This window comes from Halomonas sp. KAO, assembly GCF_015595025.1.
Taxonomy (GTDB): domain Bacteria; phylum Pseudomonadota; class Gammaproteobacteria; order Pseudomonadales; family Halomonadaceae; genus Halomonas.
The window spans coordinates 137,076-157,224 of sequence record NZ_JADNRL010000005.1 but is presented as its reverse complement, the minus strand read 5'-3'; the positions used below and the strand labels follow the sequence as shown (position 1 = coordinate 157,224).

Annotated in this window: 19 protein-coding genes; 8 read left to right on the top strand and 11 right to left on the bottom strand. The window is 65.4% G+C overall.

Annotation, left to right across the window (positions count from 1 at the left end):
• Positions 1-177: 177 nt before the first annotated feature.
• The gene (gene rnt, locus IOC61_RS01880) at positions 178-846 is read right to left on the bottom strand and encodes a ribonuclease T (RefSeq protein ID WP_195687192.1); all 669 of its coding nucleotides are present in this window, start codon (positions 844-846) and stop codon (positions 178-180) included.
• A 176-nt stretch (positions 847-1,022) separates the two neighbouring features.
• Between rnt and IOC61_RS01875 the strand changes: the two genes are divergently transcribed.
• The 3 genes from IOC61_RS01875 to IOC61_RS01865 all read left to right on the top strand — a co-directional run bounded on the left by IOC61_RS01875 (position 1,023) and on the right by IOC61_RS01865 (position 3,814).
• Positions 1,023-2,243 carry an argininosuccinate synthase gene (locus IOC61_RS01875; protein WP_195687191.1) on the top strand — a complete coding sequence of 407 codons (1,221 nt, stop codon included), beginning with the start codon at positions 1,023-1,025 and terminating at the stop codon, positions 2,241-2,243.
• A 106-nt stretch (positions 2,244-2,349) separates the two neighbouring features.
• A complete protein-coding gene (locus IOC61_RS01870; protein ID WP_195687190.1) occupies positions 2,350-2,670 on the top strand; it encodes an HlyU family transcriptional regulator in 321 nt (106 codons plus the stop codon).
• Positions 2,671-2,686: 16 nt separating this feature from the next.
• Positions 2,687-3,814, top strand: coding sequence for a DUF294 nucleotidyltransferase-like domain-containing protein (locus IOC61_RS01865; protein ID WP_195687189.1), 1,128 nt, complete (start codon positions 2,687-2,689; stop codon positions 3,812-3,814).
• Positions 3,815-3,879: 65 nt separating this feature from the next.
• Here IOC61_RS01865 and IOC61_RS01860 read toward each other — a convergent pair whose 3' ends face one another.
• Genes IOC61_RS01860 through IOC61_RS01845 form a run of 4 tightly spaced genes read right to left on the bottom strand, consistent with a single transcriptional unit; the run spans position 3,880 to position 9,300 of the window.
• Positions 3,880-6,627, bottom strand: coding sequence for a sensor histidine kinase (locus tag IOC61_RS01860; RefSeq protein ID WP_195687188.1), 2,748 nt, complete (start codon positions 6,625-6,627; stop codon positions 3,880-3,882).
• Between the two features lie 3 nt (positions 6,628-6,630).
• Positions 6,631-6,840, bottom strand: a complete 210-nt coding sequence (locus tag IOC61_RS01855) for a hypothetical protein (protein ID WP_195687187.1) — start codon at positions 6,838-6,840, stop codon at positions 6,631-6,633.
• 28 nt (positions 6,841-6,868) lie between these two features.
• A complete protein-coding gene (locus IOC61_RS01850; RefSeq protein WP_195687186.1) occupies positions 6,869-8,929 on the bottom strand; it encodes a 3'-5' exonuclease in 2,061 nt (686 codons plus the stop codon).
• Positions 8,929-9,300 (bottom strand): response regulator transcription factor, encoded by a 372-nt coding sequence (locus IOC61_RS01845; RefSeq protein ID WP_195687185.1) that lies wholly within the window; start codon positions 9,298-9,300, stop codon positions 8,929-8,931. The genes IOC61_RS01850 and IOC61_RS01845 overlap by 1 nt, the downstream gene beginning before the upstream one ends.
• Before the next feature lie 326 nt (positions 9,301-9,626).
• Between IOC61_RS01845 and IOC61_RS01840 the strand changes: the two genes are divergently transcribed.
• The 4 genes from IOC61_RS01840 (at position 9,627) to IOC61_RS01825 (ending at position 13,490) form a co-directional block, all read left to right on the top strand.
• On the top strand, positions 9,627-10,307 hold the full coding sequence (locus tag IOC61_RS01840) for a glutathione S-transferase family protein (RefSeq protein ID WP_195687184.1): 681 nt from the start codon (positions 9,627-9,629) through the stop codon (positions 10,305-10,307).
• A gap of 160 nt (positions 10,308-10,467) precedes the next feature.
• Positions 10,468-12,144 carry a carbon starvation protein A gene (locus IOC61_RS01835; RefSeq protein WP_195687183.1) on the top strand — a complete coding sequence of 559 codons (1,677 nt, stop codon included), beginning with the start codon at positions 10,468-10,470 and terminating at the stop codon, positions 12,142-12,144.
• Positions 12,145-12,169: 25 nt separating this feature from the next.
• The gene (locus IOC61_RS01830) at positions 12,170-12,475 is read left to right on the top strand and encodes a cory-CC-star protein (RefSeq protein WP_195687182.1); all 306 of its coding nucleotides are present in this window, start codon (positions 12,170-12,172) and stop codon (positions 12,473-12,475) included.
• Between the two features lie 7 nt (positions 12,476-12,482).
• Positions 12,483-13,490: an ArsA family ATPase gene (locus IOC61_RS01825; RefSeq protein WP_195687181.1), complete on the top strand. Its 1,008-nt coding sequence runs from the start codon at positions 12,483-12,485 to the stop codon at positions 13,488-13,490.
• A gap of 38 nt (positions 13,491-13,528) precedes the next feature.
• On the opposite strand, the gene nth is transcribed toward IOC61_RS01825, so the two are convergent.
• The 3 genes from nth to metG all read right to left on the bottom strand — a co-directional run bounded on the left by nth (position 13,529) and on the right by metG (position 17,162).
• Positions 13,529-14,164 (bottom strand): endonuclease III, encoded by a 636-nt coding sequence (gene nth / locus IOC61_RS01820; RefSeq protein WP_195687180.1) that lies wholly within the window; start codon positions 14,162-14,164, stop codon positions 13,529-13,531.
• Between the two features lie 160 nt (positions 14,165-14,324).
• Positions 14,325-15,119, bottom strand: a complete 795-nt coding sequence (locus IOC61_RS01815) for an RnfABCDGE type electron transport complex subunit B (RefSeq protein WP_195687179.1) — start codon at positions 15,117-15,119, stop codon at positions 14,325-14,327.
• A 6-nt stretch (positions 15,120-15,125) separates the two neighbouring features.
• Entirely contained in the window at positions 15,126-17,162 is a 2,037-nt protein-coding gene (gene metG / locus IOC61_RS01810) for a methionine--tRNA ligase (RefSeq protein ID WP_195687178.1), read from the bottom strand.
• A gap of 359 nt (positions 17,163-17,521) precedes the next feature.
• Here metG and IOC61_RS01805 point away from each other — a divergent pair, with 359 nt between their 5' ends.
• Positions 17,522-17,791 carry a hypothetical protein gene (locus IOC61_RS01805; RefSeq protein ID WP_195687177.1) on the top strand — a complete coding sequence of 90 codons (270 nt, stop codon included), beginning with the start codon at positions 17,522-17,524 and terminating at the stop codon, positions 17,789-17,791.
• A gap of 87 nt (positions 17,792-17,878) precedes the next feature.
• On the opposite strand, the gene IOC61_RS01800 is transcribed toward IOC61_RS01805, so the two are convergent.
• The 3 genes from IOC61_RS01800 to IOC61_RS01790 form a co-directional block, all read right to left on the bottom strand.
• Positions 17,879-18,082: a hypothetical protein gene (locus IOC61_RS01800; RefSeq protein WP_195687176.1), complete on the bottom strand. Its 204-nt coding sequence runs from the start codon at positions 18,080-18,082 to the stop codon at positions 17,879-17,881.
• A gap of 165 nt (positions 18,083-18,247) precedes the next feature.
• Positions 18,248-19,729, bottom strand: a complete 1,482-nt coding sequence (gene thiI, locus IOC61_RS01795; RefSeq protein WP_195687175.1) for a tRNA uracil 4-sulfurtransferase ThiI — start codon at positions 19,727-19,729, stop codon at positions 18,248-18,250.
• A gap of 133 nt (positions 19,730-19,862) precedes the next feature.
• On the bottom strand, positions 19,863-20,144 hold the full coding sequence (locus IOC61_RS01790; protein WP_195687174.1) for a hypothetical protein: 282 nt from the start codon (positions 20,142-20,144) through the stop codon (positions 19,863-19,865).
• Positions 20,145-20,149 lie beyond the last annotated feature (5 nt).

Here is a 20,149-nt window from a genome sequence, read left to right as displayed (position 1 = left end):
TCCCTCAAGCTGGTGTCACCGTGCAAGCACTGCTGTGCCACCAGCAGCTTGAAACACTCGTCGTATCGGTTACTCATAAAAACACCCCGAAGGTTGGATGTGGGTGTCCAACTTTCGGGGTGCAGTTCATGGCTGCGGGGGTGTTTGCTATGGGGCGGGCTTATGCTGCTTTCCAGCCTATGGCGCCTCTTCCATTCCCTGTTCGCGCTGGGTCTGGGCCCAGCCGCCGATCTCCTTGTAACGATTGACCATGGCGCAGAACAACTCGGCGGTGCGCTCGGTATCATAGCGAGCCGAGTGCGCCTCGCTGTTGTTGAATTCGATGCCGGCGGCTCGGCAGGCCCGGGCCAGTACCGTCTGGCCGTACATCAGGCCGGCCAGGGAGGCGGTATCGAAACTGGAGAAGGGGTGGAAGGGGTTGCGCTTGATGCCGGAACGGTTCACCGCGGCGTTGAGGAAGCCGTGATCGAACGCCGAGTTGTGGCCGACCAGGATGGCGCGGGTGCAGCCATGGGCCTTGATCGACTTGCGTATGGGACGAAAGATCTCGTTGAGCGCCTCGGTCTCGTTGACCGCCACCTGGCGACGCAGGGGGTCGTCGAGCCGGATGCCGGTGAAGTCCAGTGCCGATTGCTCGATGCTGGCACCCGCAAAGGGCTCCACGTGGAAGGCATAGGTCGACTCGGGGAGCAGGTAACCCTCGGCGTTCATGGTCAGGGTGACCGCGGCGATCTCGAGGATCGCATTGCGCTCGGAATCGAAGCCGCCGGTTTCCATGTCGACCACCACCGGCAGGTAGCTGCGGAATCGCTGTGCCATCAGGTCGCGGGCGATCGCCTCGCTCATGCACCTCTCCTTCGTGTTTGGCATTGATGTCACGGGCAGGCTGGCCGCGGCCCGGCTCGAGTCCGCGCAGTCTAGCAGCTCGCTCCCGTGAGGTCCCGTGGATGGGCGGTATTCGAGGCCATGCTGGCGCGCTATACTGGCAGGTCTCTCGTATTCATCAGAAAGGAGCTCCTCGAATGTCCGATGTCAAGAAGGTGGTGCTGGCCTACTCCGGCGGCCTGGACACCTCCGTAATCGTCAAGTGGTTGCAGGAAACCTACAACTGCGAGGTGGTGACCTTCACCGCTGACATCGGTCAGGGCGAGGAGGTGGAGCCGGCGCGTGCCAAGGCTCAGGCACTGGGCGTCAAGGAGATCTACATCGAGGACCTTCGCGAGGAGTTCGTGCGCGACTACGTCTATCCGATGTTCCGTGCCAATACCATCTACGAGGGCGAGTACCTGCTCGGCACCTCCATTGCGCGCCCGCTGATCGCCCGTCGCCTGATCGAGATCGCCAACCAGACCGGCGCCGACGCCATCTCCCACGGTGCCACCGGCAAGGGCAATGACCAGGTGCGCTTCGAGCTCGGCGCCTACGCGCTGAAGCCCGGCGTCAAGGTGATCGCGCCCTGGCGTGAGTGGGACCTGAACTCCCGTGAGAAGCTGATGGCCTACTGCCAGCAGCACGACATCCCGGTGGACTTCGCCGGCCAGAAGAAGAAGTCGCCCTACTCCATGGACGCCAACCTGCTGCATATCTCCTATGAGGGGGGCATTCTCGAGGATCCCTGGGCCGAGGCCGAGGAGGACATGTGGCGCTGGAGCGTCTCGCCGGAGGCCGCCCCGGACGAGCCCACCTACGTCGAGCTTACCTATGACAAGGGCGATATCGTGGCCATCGATGGGGTGCCGATGAAGCCCCATGAGGTGCTCGAGAAGCTCAACAAGATGGGCGGTGACAACGGCATCGGCCGTCTCGATATCGTCGAGAACCGCTATGTCGGCATGAAGTCTCGTGGCTGCTACGAGACGCCCGGGGGCACCATCATGCTCAAGGCGCACCGCGCCATCGAGTCGCTGACGCTCGACCGTGAGGAGGCTCACCTCAAGGATGAGCTGATGCCCAAGTATGCCGAGGTCATCTATAACGGCTACTGGTGGAGCCCGGAGCGTCGCATGCTGCAGGCCGCCATCGACGAGACCCAGCGCAATGTCTCGGGTGTGGTTCGCCTCAAGCTCTACAAGGGCAACGTCATCGTCGCCGGTCGCCAGTCCGATCAGTCGCTGTTCGACGAGTCCATCGCGACCTTCGAGGATGATGCCGGCGCCTACGACCAGAAGGATGCCGAAGGCTTTATCAAGCTCAATGCCCTGCGCCTGCGTATTGCCGCCGGCAAGGGACGCAAGCAGGACTGATGCCGCCGTGGGGCGCCTGCGGGCGCTCCACCGGCATGCATTCCGCAAGGATCGTGGGTGCCAGGTCTAGGTACTACCAGGTCTAGGTACTAGTAGGAGGCTTGTCATGTTCAAGAAGCTTCTCTCGGGGCTGTTCGGTGCCGGCGATGACGATGGCTCCCCTGGCCATGCTCCGGCCGCCGAGCCGGTGGAGCATAACGGCTATCTGATTGTCTCCGAGCCGGCCCAGGAGGGTGGCCAATACCGCGTCAGCGGCTGGATCCGTCGGCCGCTGAGCGGGGATGGCGAAGAGGACGAGGATGAGGTGCTCGAGCACCGCTTCGAACGCTCTGATATGGTGCCCGGCCGCGAGGCCTGCGACGAGCTGATGGTCAGCAAGGCGCAGCGCTTCATCGACGAGATGGGCGACGACATGTTCGCTCGCTAGTCCTGGCGAGAGAGTCGTGCGCCTTCTGCATCGTGCCTCACCATGGCGGGATCTTTTTGCCGGGGCGACCCTGCCGGATCCCGCCAGCCTGCCCGATCTTCTCGCGCCCCTGCGCGATGCCCTGGTCGATCTGGGGCCCCATCCCGACCTGGCCGACGCCCACGCCTGGCAGCCCACCCTCGTGGAGGCCCTGTGGCGTCTCGATCTGCCTGCCTGGCGGATCGCCCAACTGATCAGCGACCATAACGCCTGGCTCTACCGTCGTGCCATTCGTCTCGCCGAGATCGAGATGAAGGGACAGGGGTGGGGCGCGCCGCCGGTGGCGTACTGTGTCGTGGTGCTGGGCTCCGGGGGCCGCCACGAGAGCCTGCTGGCCCCGGATCAGGACAATGCCATGATCATCGACGAGTATCCGGATGCCCGGCATGTCGAGATCGACGGTTATTTCCAGTCGCTGGGCGAGCGCTTCAGCGAGCGGCTCGATCGCGCGGGGATTCCGCTGTGCAGTGGTCATGTCATGGCGCGCTGGCCGATGTGGCGCAAGCGCCTCTCGGAGTGGCAGCGCCAGCTCGAGATATGGAGCGCCGACCGACGCGTCAAGCGCGTCCAGCAGGCCAATATCCTGCTCGATTTCACCCCGGCCTTCGGTGACGAGTCCCTCGCCGAGGCGCTGAGCGACTGGGTGGCGGCGCGCCTTCCCGCGGCGGGGCTCTTCCTCGACGAGATGGGGGCGCTGTTCGATGAGCAGCCGGTGGCGCTGGATCGCCTCGGCCGGCTGGCCGGGTCACTGCAAGGGGCGCCCCACGAGCGGGCCATCAATCTCAAGCATCAGGCCATCCTGCCACTGGTTGCCGCGACAAGACTGATGTCGCTGCGGCACGGTGTGCGCGAAATCGATACCCGGCGGCGGCTCGCTGCGCTGGTCGCCAGGGGCAAGCTGGGGGCCGACAGCTGCCGTGAACTCACCGCTGCCCATGGGCGCTTGCAGGCACTGCTGCTCCATGAGCAGTGCCACAATCTCACCGCCGGCCGTGCTGCCGACGGCTGGGTGGATATGGCACGCCTCGGCAAGGACCAGCGGTTGCTGCTGCGATATGACCTACAGCAGATACGGGCGCTGCAGCGGAGTGCGAAGCGGGCTTAGGGTCCAGCGCGTGATCAGCAGGAGGGAGGCTCCGCCTCGCGATGGGGGCCTGGTGTATCGCCCGGTTAAGGCGCCTGTGAATCCGGCGGTGCCTCGGGAAGCTCCATGATCAGGCAGGCACCACCGAGATGAGGGGCCTGCTCCACCCACAGCCGGCCGCCCAGATGGGCCACGATCCCGCGGCTGATGGGCAGGCCCAGACCGCTGCCTCGGGGGCGGCCATGACGCCTGTCGGGCGCTGCATCGACGCGCTGGATCTGGTGGAACTTCTCGAACACCCGTTCGCGCTCCTCCTCGCCGATCCCGGGGCCATTGTCCTCCACCATCAGGCGGTAGTGACGCTTGTGTGGCAGCAGGCTGAGTCGTACTCGTGCGTCCTCCTCGTCGGCAAACTTTCCGGCGTTGTCGAGCAGGTTGATGATCACCTGCTCCAGGCGATCCGGGTCGCCGATGACCGGGGCCCGCTCCGGCTCGATCACCACCTCCAGCGCCACTCCCCGGTCCGCCTGCATATGATGCACCGCATCCACGCTGTGACGCACCAGTGCCACCAGGTCGAGAGATTGGGGGTGGAGCGTCAGGCGCCCGCTCTCCAGGCGTGCCAGGTCGAGAATCTCCTCGATCAGCCGTGAGAGTCGCTGGCTCTCCTTGACCACCACATCGAGGAAGTGCAACCGCTTCTCTTCAGGCAGGTTGTCGCTGTCGCGCAGGATCTCGGCGAAGGCGCGGATCGAGGTAAGCGGAGTGCGCAACTCGTGGCTGACCATGGCGACGAACTCGTCCTTCAGGCGGTCGAGCTCGCGCAGACGCTCGTTGGCGGCCCGCAGCTCCTCGCTGGCCTGGGCCAGCTCGCTGGACTTCTGCTCCAGGCGTCGGTTGATCTCCAGGGTCTCGGAGGTGGTATCGAGGATGCTGAGGATCGATTCCAGGTCGAGTGCTTCACCGCGTACCACCGAGTTGATCAGCACCCGTGCCGAGGCATTCCCAAGCGCCCCGGAGAGCGCCTGTTCGGCGCGCGCGATCTGGGCCGGGGTGGCCGGCTGTTCGGCATCACTCGTCTGGGGTTCGGTATCGGCGAAGACCCGCGCGGTCGTCCCCGTGCCCAGATACCGGTCGAGCAGGGTGCGCAGCTCGCCGCGGGTGGTCTGGCCGTGCCATAGGGAGGTCTCCAGCAGATTCGGGTGCATGGCCTCGGCAAACAGCGCCGCCTGAGTCTGCTCCAGCGGCGACTGACGACTGAACAGCGAGACCCCGACCAGTAGGCCGAGGTTGGCGGCCAGGCTCCAGAGCAGCGAGTGGGTGTAGATGTCCCAGCCCTCCAGGCCGAAGAGTGCATAGGGTCGCAGCCAGCTGATGCCGAAGGGCCCCCGCTCGAGGAAGGTGGCGTCGAGCCAGCCAGACTGGGCGAAGCCCGGGATCAGCAGGGTCCAGGCCCAGACCAGGGTGCCGGCGATCAGCCCCAGGGCGGCGCCACGGTGATGCGCGCCGCGCCAGTACATGCCGATCAGCATGGCGGGGGCGAACTGGCAGGCCGCGGCGAAGGAGACCAGGCCGATGGTCACCAGGCTGTAGGCGTCGCCGACCAGCGCATGATAGAGGTAGCCGAGCAGCAGTATCAGCACGATTGCCACCCGACGGATGCCCAGCAGCCAGCCGGCCAGCTCGCCGCTGGCACTGCGATGCAGGTGGCGGGTGCGCAGCAGCAGCGGCATGACCAGCTGGTTGCTGACCATGGTGGAGAGCGCGATGGTTTCGACGATGACCATGCTGGTCGCCGCCGATAGGCCACCGATAAAGACCAGCAGCGGCAGCCCCTCCAGGTCGGCAGAGAGCGGCAGGGTGAGCACGAAGCGGTCGGGGTCGGCATCCCCCATCAGCAACAGGCCCGCCATGGCGATGGGGATCACGAACAGGTTGATGGCCAGCAGATAGAGCGGGAAGAGCCAGCTGGCGCGGGCCAGGTGGCGCTCGTCGACGTTCTCCACCACCAGCACCTGGAACTGGCGGGGCAGCGTGAGAAATGCCAGGAAGGCCAGCACCAGCATGCCGAACCAGGCCGTACTCGTGCCCGGGACGGCATCCAGCCCGAGCCGGTTGGCGAGGTCGGGTGTGGCGGCGACCCGGGCGAAGAGGTCGCCGGGGCCCTGGAAGAGCACGAAGACCGTGAAGATACCCACGGACAGGAAGGCCACCAGCTTGACCAGGGACTCGAAGGCGATGGCGGCCACCATGCCCTCGTGGCGCTCGCTGGCATCCAGGTGGCGGGTGCCGAAGAGGATGATGAAGACGGCCAGCACCAGTGCTACCCAGAACGACTTGTCCAGCCAGAAGGGCTCGTCGGCCAGGCGCAGGTCGCCGGCATCGGGGTAGTTCACCAGCACCGCGTGGGTGACGGTGATCGCCTTGAGCTGCAGGGCGATATAGGGCGTGATGCCGATCAGGGCGATCAGTGCCACCAGGGCCCCGAGGCCCGAGCTCTTGCCGTAGCGGGCACTGATGAAGTCGGCAATCGAGGTGATGCGTTGAGCGCTGGCGATACGCACCATCTTGCGAATCAGGAAGGGGGCCATCAGCATCGCCAGGGTCGGCCCAAGGTAGATCAGCAGGAAGCTGGGGCCGAACTGGGCGGCGCGGCCCACGCTGCCGTAGAAGGTCCAGGCGGTACAGTAGACGGCGATGGAGAGCGCATAGACGTTGGGCGAGCCGATTATCGAGCGGCCCTGCTCGGCGCGTCGGTCGCCCCAGGCGGCGATCAGGAACAGCAGTGCCAGGTAGCCGAAGGCGACACTGAGCACCACGATGTCGCTGCGCATGATCTACTCCCCAGGTGGCTTGCGAGGGCTCGGGCTCTCCATCAGCCAGGCCGTCAGCGCGATGATGAGCCCCCAGGCGATGAACAGATAGAGCGGCAGCCAGGAGATCGCCATGGCACGATCCGCCACCAGTACCAGAGGCGGGGTGAACAGCAGTGCGGCCAGGATGATCAATGCCAGCAGGCGCTCGCGGCGACGCGGTACGCTCAGCATGGCAAGACGCTCCGATCGGGGGTGGTCGTCATGAGGCGCAGGCGTCCTCCTTGCTCAATGCACTGTTCTGCAGGGCCAGGGCCTTCTCGAGGGTGTCGATGCCGCGGGCCTCCAGACGGGGCAGCAGCGACAGCCATAGCTCGGCGGTGACACGGGCATCGCCCAGGGCGGTGTGGCGAGTGCCCGGGGGGAAGGAGAGGTCATAGCGTTCGGCCAGGCTGTCGAGGTCATGGCCATCGAGGCTGGCATCCAGCGCCCGGGAGATCAGCAGGGTGTCGAGTACCGGCATGTCCAGCGCGATGCCGGCCCCGGGTGATTGCAGGGCCAGTAGATCGAAGGCGGCATTGTGGGCCAGCAGCACGGCGTCTCCCACATAGTCGCGGAAGCGAGGCAGTGCCACCGAGAGCGGTGGGGCGCCGGTGACGGCGTCATCGGTGATGCCGTGAATGGCAGTGCTGGCCGGGGGGATCGGTTTTCCCGGGTCGACGTAGAGGTCGAAGGTTTCACTGGCCAGCAGTCGTGCGTTGACGACCCGGCAGGCGCCGATGCTGATCACGGTGTCGCCGCGTCGCAGCTCCAGGCCGGTGGTCTCGGTATCGAAGGCCACCACCTCCAGGGCGCGGAGTGGTCGCGCGGCCAGCTCCGCATCGGGCGCCGGCAGGTCGGCGATGCCGAAGTCGTGGAACTCGGGGCGTGGCGGAAGCGTCGGGCGCGGTGCCCCGACCCGCCCCGCGGCGTGAAAGGGCAGGCGCAGCCGAGCATGCTGCCCATCGTCATCGGCCAGGCTCCAGACGTCGCTATCGTGCTGATGCAGCACGTCGGCCACCCGGGGCGTGAGGGGCAGCGCCTCCAGGTGCTGCTGTTGCCACTCGCCGAGCCGTGATTCGGCAAGCGGCTTGCCCTCCCAGATCAGGTCGAGGTAGATCCGCTTGTTGCCCAGGCATACCTCGCCCTCCAGGGGGACATCGCCCAGCGTTGCCTCCAGGGTGTCGAGCAGCGAGCCCAGCAGTACCAGCAGGGCACTGGCATCGCCCTTCAGCCAGGCCGGCATGCCGACCGCGGTGAGCTGGCGTGTCGTCGGCAGCCGCTCGTTGAGGCTGGCCCAGAGGTCATTGGACCACAGGGGGACCAGCCGCTCGCCCTCCTGCTGCATGCGCTCGATCAGGGACGAGAGGCCATCGATATCCTCCCCCAGGGCCTGGCTCTCCTCGGCGATCACTCGCTCAAGCCGGCGGCGCATCTCGCCGGCGCCTTCGGGCAGGGCAGAGAGGGCGTCGGCGGCACTGGTCAGGCTGGCGCCATGGCGGCGTAGCCGCGGCAGGCCATCGAGCAGCTCGGCACGGGCACCCATCTCGCTGGCCCAGGCGGCGGTGGTGTCGATAAGGGTCAGCATAGTCTCGCCATGGCTGCCGGGTACCCGACGCAAGGTGGCACGCAGCCAGCGCTCGCCACTGGGCACCAGCACCTCGCGAGGGGCACCATTGGCCGGCAACTGGCTCAGGGCATCCTGCAGACTCACGGCGGGCAGCAGGGCCTCGAGACGCTTGCCAAGGCCAAGGCTTGCGTGATCCTCGAACAGCGTCTCGGCAGCCTGGTTGAACAGCAGAATGCGACGGTGGTGGTCGCATAGCAGCAGCGGCGTATCGAGCACCTGCAGCAGGGTCTCGAGCTCCTGGCGTATCCGTGCCGCGCTCCGCGCGCCTTCGGCGTGGGCGGTGGCCAGCCGGGAGCGGTCGCTGCGCCACGCCTCGCGAACCCGCACCAGATCGGGGCCAAGAGCCCGTAGCCAGCCCTCCGGGGGATAGTCGTCCCGGGCGTCCGGGTTGGCCACCAGGCGTGCCAGCTGCACCTGCAGGTGGCGAAGCGGAGTGAACAGCTGGCGTTCGAGCAGCAGGCCGACCAGGAAGATGGTGCCGCCACCCGAGAAGCAGCCCGCCCACAGTACCAGGCGGGCGATCCCCCGGGGCTGGAAGAGGGTGTCGAGCCATAGGGCGAAGACGGCACCACCGAAGATGCTGATGCCGCTGAGCAGCAGCCACAGGCCGATCAGCCGCTGGCGGCGAGGCAGGCCGGAGAGCCGACGACTCATCAGGACACCTCGGCGAGCAGGGTCTTGACCTTCTCCACCAGTGCCTGGGTCGAGAAGGGCTTGGTGACGTAGTCATCGGCGCCCAGCGCCAGGCCCTTCTCGCGTTCGACCTCGCGCCCGTGGGCGGTGAGCATGATGATGGGCAGGCGGCGATGGGCCGGATCGCCACGCAGGCGTTCGAGAACATCGAAGCCGCTGATGCCGGGTAGGCTGATATCCAGCAATACCAGATCCGGCGCCCCCTCCGCGACCCGCGCCAGGGCGTTTTCGCCATTCTCCGCGGTGACCACCTCGAAGCCGGCCTGCTGCATCAGAAACTCCAGTGAAAGGACGATATTCGGCTCATCGTCTACCACCAACACCTTGGCCATGACGCACTCCAGGTCATTATGATCATTGTTGCCATCAGTCTAAGTGGGTGTTGATGGCCGGGCAAAGACGACCTTGGCACAAGGCGGCGATGGCGGGGCGTGCTACGGTGGGGCTCAGGCTCTGTCCGAAAACTGGCTGCGCTCGGCTATATGGCGTTAAAAATCGACTCAAAGGACTCATTTACACTCCGTAAGCTCGTGCGCGAGTCCGGTCCGTCTTTTCGCCGATTTTTGCCTTGTCTAACCTCCGCTCGCCGACTTTTCAGGCAAAGCCTACTGTCTTTTTCTCTTCCTGTTTTCCTTCATTTCCATTCGGAGATATGAGCATGATCGAGCTGCACCATCTGGAGAACTCTCGCTCGCAACGGGTCCTGTGGCTGCTCGAGGAGCTGGATATCGACTTCGAGGTCGTCCGCTATTCGCGGGACCCCGAGACTCAACTGGCGCCGGCGTCGCTGCGTCAGCTTCACCCGCTGGGCAAGGCGCCGCTGATTCGTGATCTGGGCCGCGACGAACGGGTACTGGCCGAATCCGGTGCGATAATCGACTACCTGGTCGAGCATCATGACTCGCAGGCCCGGCTGGCCCCGTTGCCCGGCAGCGAGGCCCATGAGCGCTACCGCTTCTGGCTGCACCATGCCGAAGGCTCGGCCATGCCGCCGCTTGTCATGCGGCTGGTGTTCTCGCGGCTCGGGCAGCCGCCGGTGCCGACCCTGGCACGCCCGCTGGGCCGGCTCTTTGCCCGCGGTGTGGAACAGCAGTATCTGGGGCCGGAGATCCGTCGCCTTGCACAGTTCTGGACGGAGGAGCTGGTGTCGCGAGGGCCATGGTTCGCGGGCGAGTCCTTCAGTGTCGCCGATATTCAGATGAGCTTTCCCTTGCTGGCGCTGGAAAGTCGTGGCGGGCTGGTCGAATTCCCCCGGCTGGTCGACTTTCTCGATGCCTGTCGCGAACGCGACGCCTATCGGCGCACCGTGGATCGTATCGGCGAGTTCGGCCTGGGGTAGGGCCGACAGGGGCCGGGCAGTGTCGATGGTGGGTACCACTTTCGTCGCACCTGAGTGGCTTCGTTGGCTCGTGATATGGACGTCGCGCACATAAGAGACGAAGATCATCCCGTAACTAAAGCTTGTAACTGCCTGTCACGTCCACAGCTAGGAGAGTGCCATGAGTGCCATTCTCGTCATGGTCCTGGGTCTTGCCGCGATGGCGGCCGGGTACTTCGTGTACTCGAAGTTCATCGCCGAGAAGATCTATCGACTCGACCCCGACTTCAAGACGCCGGCCCACGAATACGAGGACGGCATCGACTTCGTGCCCACCAACCGCTATGTGCTGTGGGGCCACCACTTCACCTCCGTGGCCGGTGCGGCGCCCATCGTGGGACCCGCCATCGCGGTGATCTGGGGCTGGCTCCCGGCCTTCCTGTGGGTCGTGCTGGGGACCATCTTCTTCGCCGGCGTTCACGACTCGGGAGCGATCTGGGCCAGCGTGCGCAACCGGGCCAAGTCGGTCGGTGCCCTGACCGGTGATGTGGTGGGCAAGCGTGCCCGCAGCATCTTCATGATCGTCATCTTCCTGGTGCTGCTGATGGTCAATGCGGTATTCGCCGTGGTGATTGCCGGCCTGATGATGAACTTCTCCAGTGCCGTGGTACCGGTGTGGGGCGCCATTCTGGTGGCGCTGGTGATCGGTCAGATGATCTATCGCCGCAAGATGAGCCTGCCGATGGTCTCCATCGTCGGCGTGGTGGCGCTCTATGCGCTGATCGGCATCGGGCCCTCGGTGCCCCTGCAGATGCCGGCGGAAGTGGCGGGTGTCTCCGGCAACGCCATCTGGATCCTGCTGCTCTTCGGCTATGCCGCGATTGCCTCGCTGCTGCCGGTCTGGGTGCTGCTGCAGCCGCGGGACTATATCAATGGCCTGCAGCTGTTCGTGGGTCTGATCGTGCTGTATGGCGCCATTCTGCTGCTTAACCCGAGCATGGTGGCGCCGGCGTTCAACGACAATGTGCCGGCCGGTACGCCTTCGCTGATTCCGCTGCTGTTCGTGACCATCGCCTGTGGTGCCATCTCCGGCTTCCATGGCCTGGTGTCGTCCGGTACCACCTCAAAGCAGCTCAACAAGGAAACCGACGCACGCTTCGTCGGCTACTTCGGGGCCGTGGGTGAAGGCATGCTGGCGCTGGCCGCCATTCTCGCGGCGACCGCCGGCTTTGCGACCTTTGCCGACTGGGAGGCGATGTACACCGCCTTCGGTCAGGGGGGCGTCAACGCCTTCGTCGAGGGGGGAGCCTTTATCATCTCCAATGGCGTGGGCCTGCCCGAAGCCACCGCGGCGACCCTGCTGACCGTCATGGCGGCACTGTTCGCCGGCACCACCATGGATACCGGCCTGCGCCTGCAGCGCTATATCTTCCAGGAGTGGGGCGAGATCTATCAGCAGCGCTGGATGCAGAAGCCGGCGATCGCCACCCTGCTGGCGGTGGGCAGCTGTCTGCTGCTGGCCTTCGGCGCGGGCGGAGCGGATGGCTCCGGCGGGCTGATCATCTGGCCGCTGTTCGGCACCACCAACCAGCTGCTGGCCGGTCTGTCGCTGCTGGTGGTCACCGTGATGCTGGTACGCCTGGGTCGCCCCATGTGGTTTACCCTGGCACCGCTGGTCTTTCTTCTGGTGGTCACCATCATCGCGTTGTTGCTGCAGCTGCGCAGCTTCTTCGAGCAGGGTAACTACTTCCTGCTGGTGCTGGATATCGTGGTGCTGGTCGCGGCCATTCTGGTTTCGCTCGAGTGCGTGTCGGCTCTCAAGCGGATCAAGGGCGAGGCCCCTGCCCAGCAAGAATAAATGGCGAACCTTGAGGAGTCACAGGATGAGCGACGACCATGAGGCGGAGGGTCGTGCGGCTCGTCTCGAACGGATTCGGGCCTGGCTTAGCCAGGCCCGCTTCTTCGCGGAGGAGGTCTACTCCTCTCGCTATCGGGGCGCGATTGCCCGCGCCCGTCGAGACGAGGACGACCTGTTCATGCTGCTGGTGTTCTCCGAGATGATGGGAGTTCCCAATCCGGCGGCCTACTACACCCTGGAGCTGCAGCCCCTGTTGCTGGAGCGCTTCCACGACTGGCACCAACGCATGGGAATGGAGCGCTCGCCACTCGACCACTTCAAATGTTGTTGAGGGTTCAATGAAAGAACTTCTGGAAAAACGTCTGCTCTGGGTGGGTGGCAAGGGTGGGGTCGGCAAGACGACCGTCGCCGCGGCCCTGGCGGTGCTCGCGGCCCGCCGTGGGCGGCGGGTGCTGGTGGTCTCCACCGATCCGGCGCATAGCCTGGGCGACGTTTTCGATCGTGAGCTGAGTGATGTGCCGCGGCGGCTGCTGCCCAATCTCGACGCCATGGAGATCGACCCGGATGCCGAGGTGGAGGCCCACCTGACCCGTGTCACCGCTCAGATGCGCCGTTATGCGGCACCGGAGATGATGGCCGAGCTCGAGCGTCAAATGCGCCTGACCCGGCAGTCACCGGGTACCCAGGAAGCAGCACTGCTGGAGCGGCTGTCGCGCCTGGTCACCGATGATTCGGGGGAGTGGGACCTGATCATCTTCGATACGGCACCCACCGGCCATACCCTGCGCCTGTTGACGCTGCCCGAGGCGATGGCCGCCTGGACCGATGGACTGCTGGCCCATAATCGCAAGTCCGAGGAGCTGGGCAAGGTCCTGTCACACCTGGCGCCCAAGCGCGGCAAGGATGTTTCGACGCCGTTCGATGACCCCCACGAGGATGGGCTGGCGGACCTCGATGAGAAGACGCGCGATGTGGCCAGGACCTTGATGGAACGACGGCGGCTGTTTCATCAGGCGCGCCGACGCATCGAGAATCCGGACGAGACCGGTTTCCTCTTCGTGATGACCCCGGAGCGACTGCCGATCCTCGAGACGGCGCGCGCGGTGGCCACCCTGGAGGAGGCCCATGTGCCGGTGGCGGGCACGCTCGTCAATCGGGTGATTCCTCCGGAGGCCGACGGTGACTTCCTCAACGCACGCCGCGAGCAGGAGGCCACCTACCTGAGGCGCATCGACGAGCAGCTGGGGCATCTGCCGCGCCCGCGGCTGCCGTGGCTGCCAACCGACGTGCAGGGCATAGAGATTCTCGAGCAGCTGGCCGAGCGTCTCGAGGCGGAAGGCTTCTAGATGCCAGAGTGCCAGGAGGATAAAGCCGTGGAGTTTCGCTAGAGTTCGGTCTTCTCCTTGTACTCGCACAGATCCTCGATCACGCAGCTGCCGCAGCGCGGCTTGCGGGCGATGCAGGTATAGCGACCGTGCAGGATCAGCCAGTGGTGGGCATCCTGCCGGAACTCCCTGGGCACGTGGCGCAGCAGCTTCTTCTCCACCTCGACCACATCCTTGCCCTTGGCGATGCCGGTGCGATTGGAAACCCGGAAGATATGGGTGTCCACGGCGATGGTGGGCTGGCCGAAGGCGGTGTTGAGGATCACGTTGGCGGTCTTGCGCCCGACGCCGGGCAGCGCCTCGAGGGCGGCGCGCGTCCCGGGGACTTCGCCGCCGTGCTTCTCCACCAGCAGATGGCAGGTCTTCATCAGATTCACGGCCTTGGTGTTGTAGAGGCCGATGGTCTTGATGTGTTCCTTGAGTCCATCGAGGCCCAGCTCGATGATCGCCTGGGGGGTATTGGCTACCGGGAAGAGCCGCGCGGTGGCCTTGTTGACGCCCACATCGGTCGCCTGGGCGGAGAGCAGCACCGCGGCCAGCAGCTCGAAGGGGGTTTCCCAGCGGAGCTCGGTGGTGGGGTGGGGGTTGTGCTCGCGCAGCCGCGCGAAGATTTCGTAGCGTTTCTGGGCGTTCATGGCAGTCCCTGGCAGGAGCTCGGGGCGCCGGGGACAGGCCGAAGAGGAGGTCCTACGCCAGGGATGGCGTCGGTAGCGTACAGGGAAGTATTCACAGCGCCTCCTCGCAGGCCTGTCGCCGGATCAGCCCCGGGCAGTGAGTCGGGAAGGTGTCATCGGATCATTCGGTGGAGTCTACCTGCTCTAGCGCGCTTCTGGCCTCGGCAAGCAGCCGCTCGGCTTCGGGCAGCTGGGCCAGGGCAGTGGCCTCGGCCTTGTCGTCGCCGCGGCGGCGAGCGCTCTCCAGCTGCTGCTGCACTCGCTTCAGGGCCTGCTCGGCGGCCTTGACGGCCATCTGCCGCTGGCGCTGGATGACCGCGCCGCCGAGTGAGCCGCTAGTCTCCTTGCCGGCGGCGGCGCGCCGCTGTTGCATCAGCCGCCTCTGGCGCTCGAGTCGTTTGTCGCGGGCCTCCCGGGCCTGGCGCTGTTGTCTGGTGCGGTGGCGTCGGCGACCCAGCTCGGCGCGGCGCGCCAGGTAAGCGTCGCGCTCCGTATCGCTTTCGGCAGACGCCCAGGCGGGGTGAGGCACGAGGTCGATGCAGTCCACCGGGCAGGGCGCCACGCAAAGCTCGCAGCCGGTACACTCGTCGGTGATCACCGTGTGCATGCGCTTGGCCGCCCCGAGGATGGCATCCACCGGGCAGGCCTGAATGCACTTGGTGCAGCCGATGCACTCGGCCTCGCGAATCACCGCGGCCAGGGGCAGCTGGGCGGGTTCCGCCAGCGGCTGCTCGGGCTGGCCGGTCAGGGTGGCCAGCCGAGCGAGCGTCTGCTCGCCGCCCGGGGGGCAGCGATTGATCGGCTCGCCCTCGGCGATCGCCTCGGCATACGGCAGACAGCCATCGAAGCCACACTTGCCGCACTGGGTCTGGGGCAGCAGGGCATCGATGGCCTCGATCAGGTCATGGCGACTCACGGTGGTTCAGGTCACCCGTTGACCGGGCTCGGCGCCGGAGTCCGGTGAGAGCAGATAGATGCCCTCGTCGTTGGCCGAGGCCAGCACCATTCCCTCCGAGACGCCGAAGCGCATCTTGCGCGGCGCCAGGTTGGCGACCATCACCGTGAGACGACCCTCCAGTGCCTCGGGGGCATAGGCGGCACGGATGCCCGAGAAGACCGTACGGCTCTCGCCGCCCAGATCCAGGCTCAGCTTGAGCAGCTTGTCGGCGCCCTCGACATACTCCGCCTTGGCGATGCGTGCGATACGCAGGTCGACCTTGATGAAGTCGTCGAAGGAGATCTCCTCGGCGATCGGTTCCTCGGTCAGGGGCCCCCTGGGGGTCTCCTTGAGCTTCTGTTCTTCCACCAGATCCTCCTTTGATGCCTCGATCATGGCATCGACTCTGTCCTTCTCCACGCGGGTCATCAGCGGCTTGAACTTGGCAATCTCGTGGTCGAGCAACAGCTCGTGCCGGCTATGCCAGTCCAGCGACTCGAGCCTGAGGAAGCCACGGGCCTGCTCGGCCATGGCCGGGACTACCGGCGCCAGATAGACCATCAGCTGGCGGAACAGGTTGATACCGACCGAGCAGATATCCAGCACCTCCTGCTCGCGCCCCTCCTGCTTGGCCAGTACCCAGGGCTCCGCCTCGGCGATATAGGTGTTGGCCTCGTCGGCCAGCTCCATCACCAGGCGCATGGCGCGGCCGAATTCGCGGGTCTCGAACTGCTCGGCGATCTCGTCGCCGGCGCTGATGAAGCGGGCGACGCGCTCGGGCTCGGCGCAGTGGGCGGAGAGCCTGCCACTACCCAGCTTCTTGACGAAGCCGGCGCAGCGGCTGGCGATATTGACGACCTTGCCTACCAGGTCGCTGTTGACCCGCGCGGCGAAGTCCTCGAGGTTGAGGTCGAGGTCGTCGACCCTCGAGGTGAGCTTGGCGGCGAAGTAGTAGCGCAGATACTCCGGGTTGAGGTGGTCCGCATAGGTGGCGGCCTTGATAAAGGTGCCACGGGACTTGGACATCTTGGCGCCGTTGACGGTCACGAAGCCGTGGCAGTTTACCGCCGTCGGGGTGCGGAAGTCGGCACCATGCAGCATGGCGGGCCAGAACAGGGCGTGGAAGTAGACGATATCCTTGCCGATGAAGTGGTAGACCTCGGCGTCGCTACCCCTCTTCCAGTAGCTGTCGAAGTCGATGCCCTCGCGGTCGCAGAGGTTCTTGAAGCTGGCCAGGTAGCCGATCGGGGCATCGAGCCAGACGTAGAAGTACTTGCCCGGGGCATCGGGAATCTCGAAGCCGAAGTAGGGGGCGTCACGCGAGATATCCCACTCGTTGAATCCGGCCTCGAACCACTCCATCAGCTTGTTGCGGATCTGGGGCTGGACATGGCCATCGTTGATCCAGCCATGCATGAAGTCGGCGAAGTCGGGCAGCTTGAAGAAGTAGTGGGTGGAGCTGCGCACCTCGGGCGTGGCACCGGAGATGGCCGACACCGGGTCGATCAGCTCCGCCGGGGTGTAGGTGGCCCCGCACGCCTCGCAGTTGTCACCGTACTGGTCATCGGTCTTGCACGATGGGCAGGTGCCCTTGATGAAGCGGTCGGCCAGGAAGAGCCCCTTCACCGGGTCGTACATCTGTTCGATGTCGCGGGTCGCGATATGGCCCTTGTCGCGCAGGCGAGTGTAGATCAGCTCGCTGAAGTAGCGGTTCTCTTCCGAGTGGGTCGAGTGGTAGTTGTCGAAGGCGACGCCGAAGGTCGCGAAGTCCGCCTGGTGTTCCCGGCTGACGCGCTCGATCAACGCCTCGGGAGTGATGCCCTCCTGCTCGGCGCGCAGCATGATGGCGGTGCCGTGGGCGTCGTCGGCGCAGACGTAGTGGCACTCATGGCCGCGACTCTTCTGGAAGCGCACCCAGATGTCGGTCTGGATGTATTCCAGCAGATGGCCCAGGTGGATGGCGCCGTTGGCGTAGGGCAGGGCGCTGGTGGCCAGTATCTTGCGCGGGGCGGTATTCAACATGGTGGCTCAGAGGTTCCCGTAAGCGTGGTACATGGCGGCCGACTCGACGCCGGGGCGAAGTCGAGGCCGCCATGCGACCTATCCGTGAAATCAGGCCTCGATTGTAGCATCTTCGCCCCCGACTGCACCTGCCCGGTGGCCCGCCATCGAGGGCCACCGACGTGAGTCGCGTTATGTCCGGCGGCCGGGGGATCCCGACCCATCGTCGCCGACCGGCGACGCTTGGCGCGACCCGACGACTCGGGTAGAGTCTGCCCCTCTGCCGGTGGGGGCCCAGTGGATGGCGTGGCCTGCCGACGGACTCATCAGCCTAACGTCACCTTCGATGGACCCCAACGTTCTTCTCGGAGGTATTATCCATGGCATTTCGCCGTATCCTGCCCCTCATGGGCATCGTCGCACTGCTCGCCGGTTGCGCAGGAGGGGCCATCGCCCCGAACTACACTAGCGAGAATCCCGACATCATGCGCATCGGCAACGAGCGCCCCGCCGACCCCCAGGTGACCACCGAGAGTCTTGGCTCCTACTGCGTCAAGGTTACCGAAACCTGGAGCCAGGAAGGCGAGACGCCGGACGGCCAGAAGCTCTGGGCCCTGAACACCCAACGCAACGTGGTGCCCTGCAACTGAGGTTGGCACCCCGGTCGACCACGCCATACCCGGTGCAGTACACCGGGTATGGCGTTTCGGGGCCGTCGATTCGATGTCCAGCGCCGATTAGGGCGCACTCTCCTTCAAGCGATAGGGCAGGGAGAGATCGCCAGGGGCTACGTCGTACACTTCGTAGACGCCCAGCATCGGTCGGCCGTCGTCGGAAGTGTTGACCTCCAGGTAGGCAGTCACGGCATCGAAGGAGAAGTCGCGGACGTTCTGGATCCGCCAGGCGGGCACCAGGATGCGCAGCGTATTCTCCTGCAGCACGAACTGAGCCCCGGGGAGTCCAGGTAGAGCGGCATGTCGGGGTGGGTGGCGGGAAGTGTGGGGGCTCGCCATCGGTAATGACCGCTAGGCTGAGGTGCCCCCTCTGCAATGCCAGGTGGCCTTCCTGCTAGCGTAGACACTCACTCCCGGGAAGTCGGCGCAGGCTCAACGCCTGGCGGACACATGATAGACACCGAAGTGGGTGAGGCCTCGGTCATGGAGGTGTAGCGCCTGCATACGGCTCATCACGCCCTGTTCGCAGTACAGGAAATAGTGCCGGTCGTCGGGTAGCTCCGGGGCACGCTGCTGCAGCTCGTAGAAGGGGATCTCGAGGCGCTGGCCCGACTTCAGGGCGAGCGGGGCCACCTCGCGCTCTACCGGGGGGCGAATGTCGATAACGCTGACATCCTCGCCCGCGTGGGCTTCGGGGACCTCCCCGCCGGCCTTGTGGCCAGTTGAGTCGTGCTGGTTCTCGCCAAGACGGTCGATACGGGTGGTCTCGGTGGTCTCGATGACGGCGTCCAGTATGGCAAAGTCGAACTCGGCCTCGGCCTCGGTGATCTGGTCGCGACGGGCACGGGTGTTGGGGCGTCGCGAGATGACACCACAATACTCGGGCATCACCTCGGCGAAGCGGGCGGTATCGATCACTCGCGCCTGGTTGATGATGGTCTGCTTGTCATCGGTCAGCAGCGGGCGCAGTATCGGCAGATCGCTGGCATCATCGATCAGCGCCAGGTTGGTCAGGGTCTGGCTGGAGACCTGGGCGATGGCGTCGCCGGTGACCAGCGCCGGTATGCGGGCACGCTGGGCGATGCGTGAAGCGGCTCGTGCCATCATGCGCTTGAGCACCACACCCATCATGCCGTCCGGCACCTTGCGCAGGATCTCGCCGACCACCGGCTCGAAAGGAACCGAGATGAAGTTGACGCGATGCGACAGGCTGTAGCGCTGCCAGAGGTGGTGGGTGACCTCACGCACGCCCCGCTCATGCTCGGGGCCGCCCAGGTTGAAGAACAGAAAGTGGGTCTTGATGCCGCGGCGGATCATTCGCCAGGCGGCCACTGGTGAGTCATAACCGCCGGAGATCAGCGCCAGGGCCTGGCCCTGCAGGCCGAGTGGGTAGCCGCCCAGTCCCGGCAGGCGACGATCGATCAGGCGCAGTCGTTGCTCGATGACCTCTACCGTCACATTCACCTCGGGGTGCTTGAGGTCGACCCTGGCATCGGGCGCGGCGGCGAGCAGTGCCGCGCCGAGATGGCGTTCCAGATCGGAGGAGGTGAAGTCGTGCTGGCCGCGGCGTTTGGCCGAGACACGAAAGCGCCGGCCGGCGATGCGCGGCTGCCAGCATGGCACGACATGATTGGCGATATCATCGAGGTCATCGAAGTCGACCTCGCGAACCTCCTGAACCTCCTGGGCACCAGGGACCCGACAGAGACGCGCCTCGACCTCATCGATCAGCGGCGCGTCGGCGCTATCAGGCACCGACACCATCAACAGGTCCCATCCCGCGCGCACCCCGATACCGGGCTCCAGAGGCTTCAGAGTATTGCGCACATTGGCGGCGAGACAGCGGGTCATGTGCTGACGAACGGAGCGCGACTTGATGGTGATCTCGGGGCTTAGCTTGAGGAGGTAGTACATGATGGTGAGGGCTGTATAGCTCTAGTCAAATCAATGGGTTGTTATTCTAACAGAGTCGTGGGGCACGAACACGCAAACGCCCGGCAGGTGCCGGGCGTCGCGGGGTTCTTGTTTGAAGAGGGCAGGTCGTTACTCAGTAGAGTGCCTGTTCCTCGTTGACGACCTCACGCAGCAGCTCGAGGAAGAGCCTGTCGGCCTCGCTATGCTCCTCGGGATCCTCCGGAATATGAATGCTGGTGGTGTCCGAGATCTCGTTGGCGATGCGCGCCACGACCTCCTGAGAATTACCCTCCGGCACATGACGGCGGGCGATCTCCAGCGCCTGGTCGAGGATTCTGGGATCCTGCAGAAGCTTCCTTATGAAACCCTGCAGTTCGTTGATGACGCGCGTCTTCTGAATTTCCGATGAGGACATGGCGT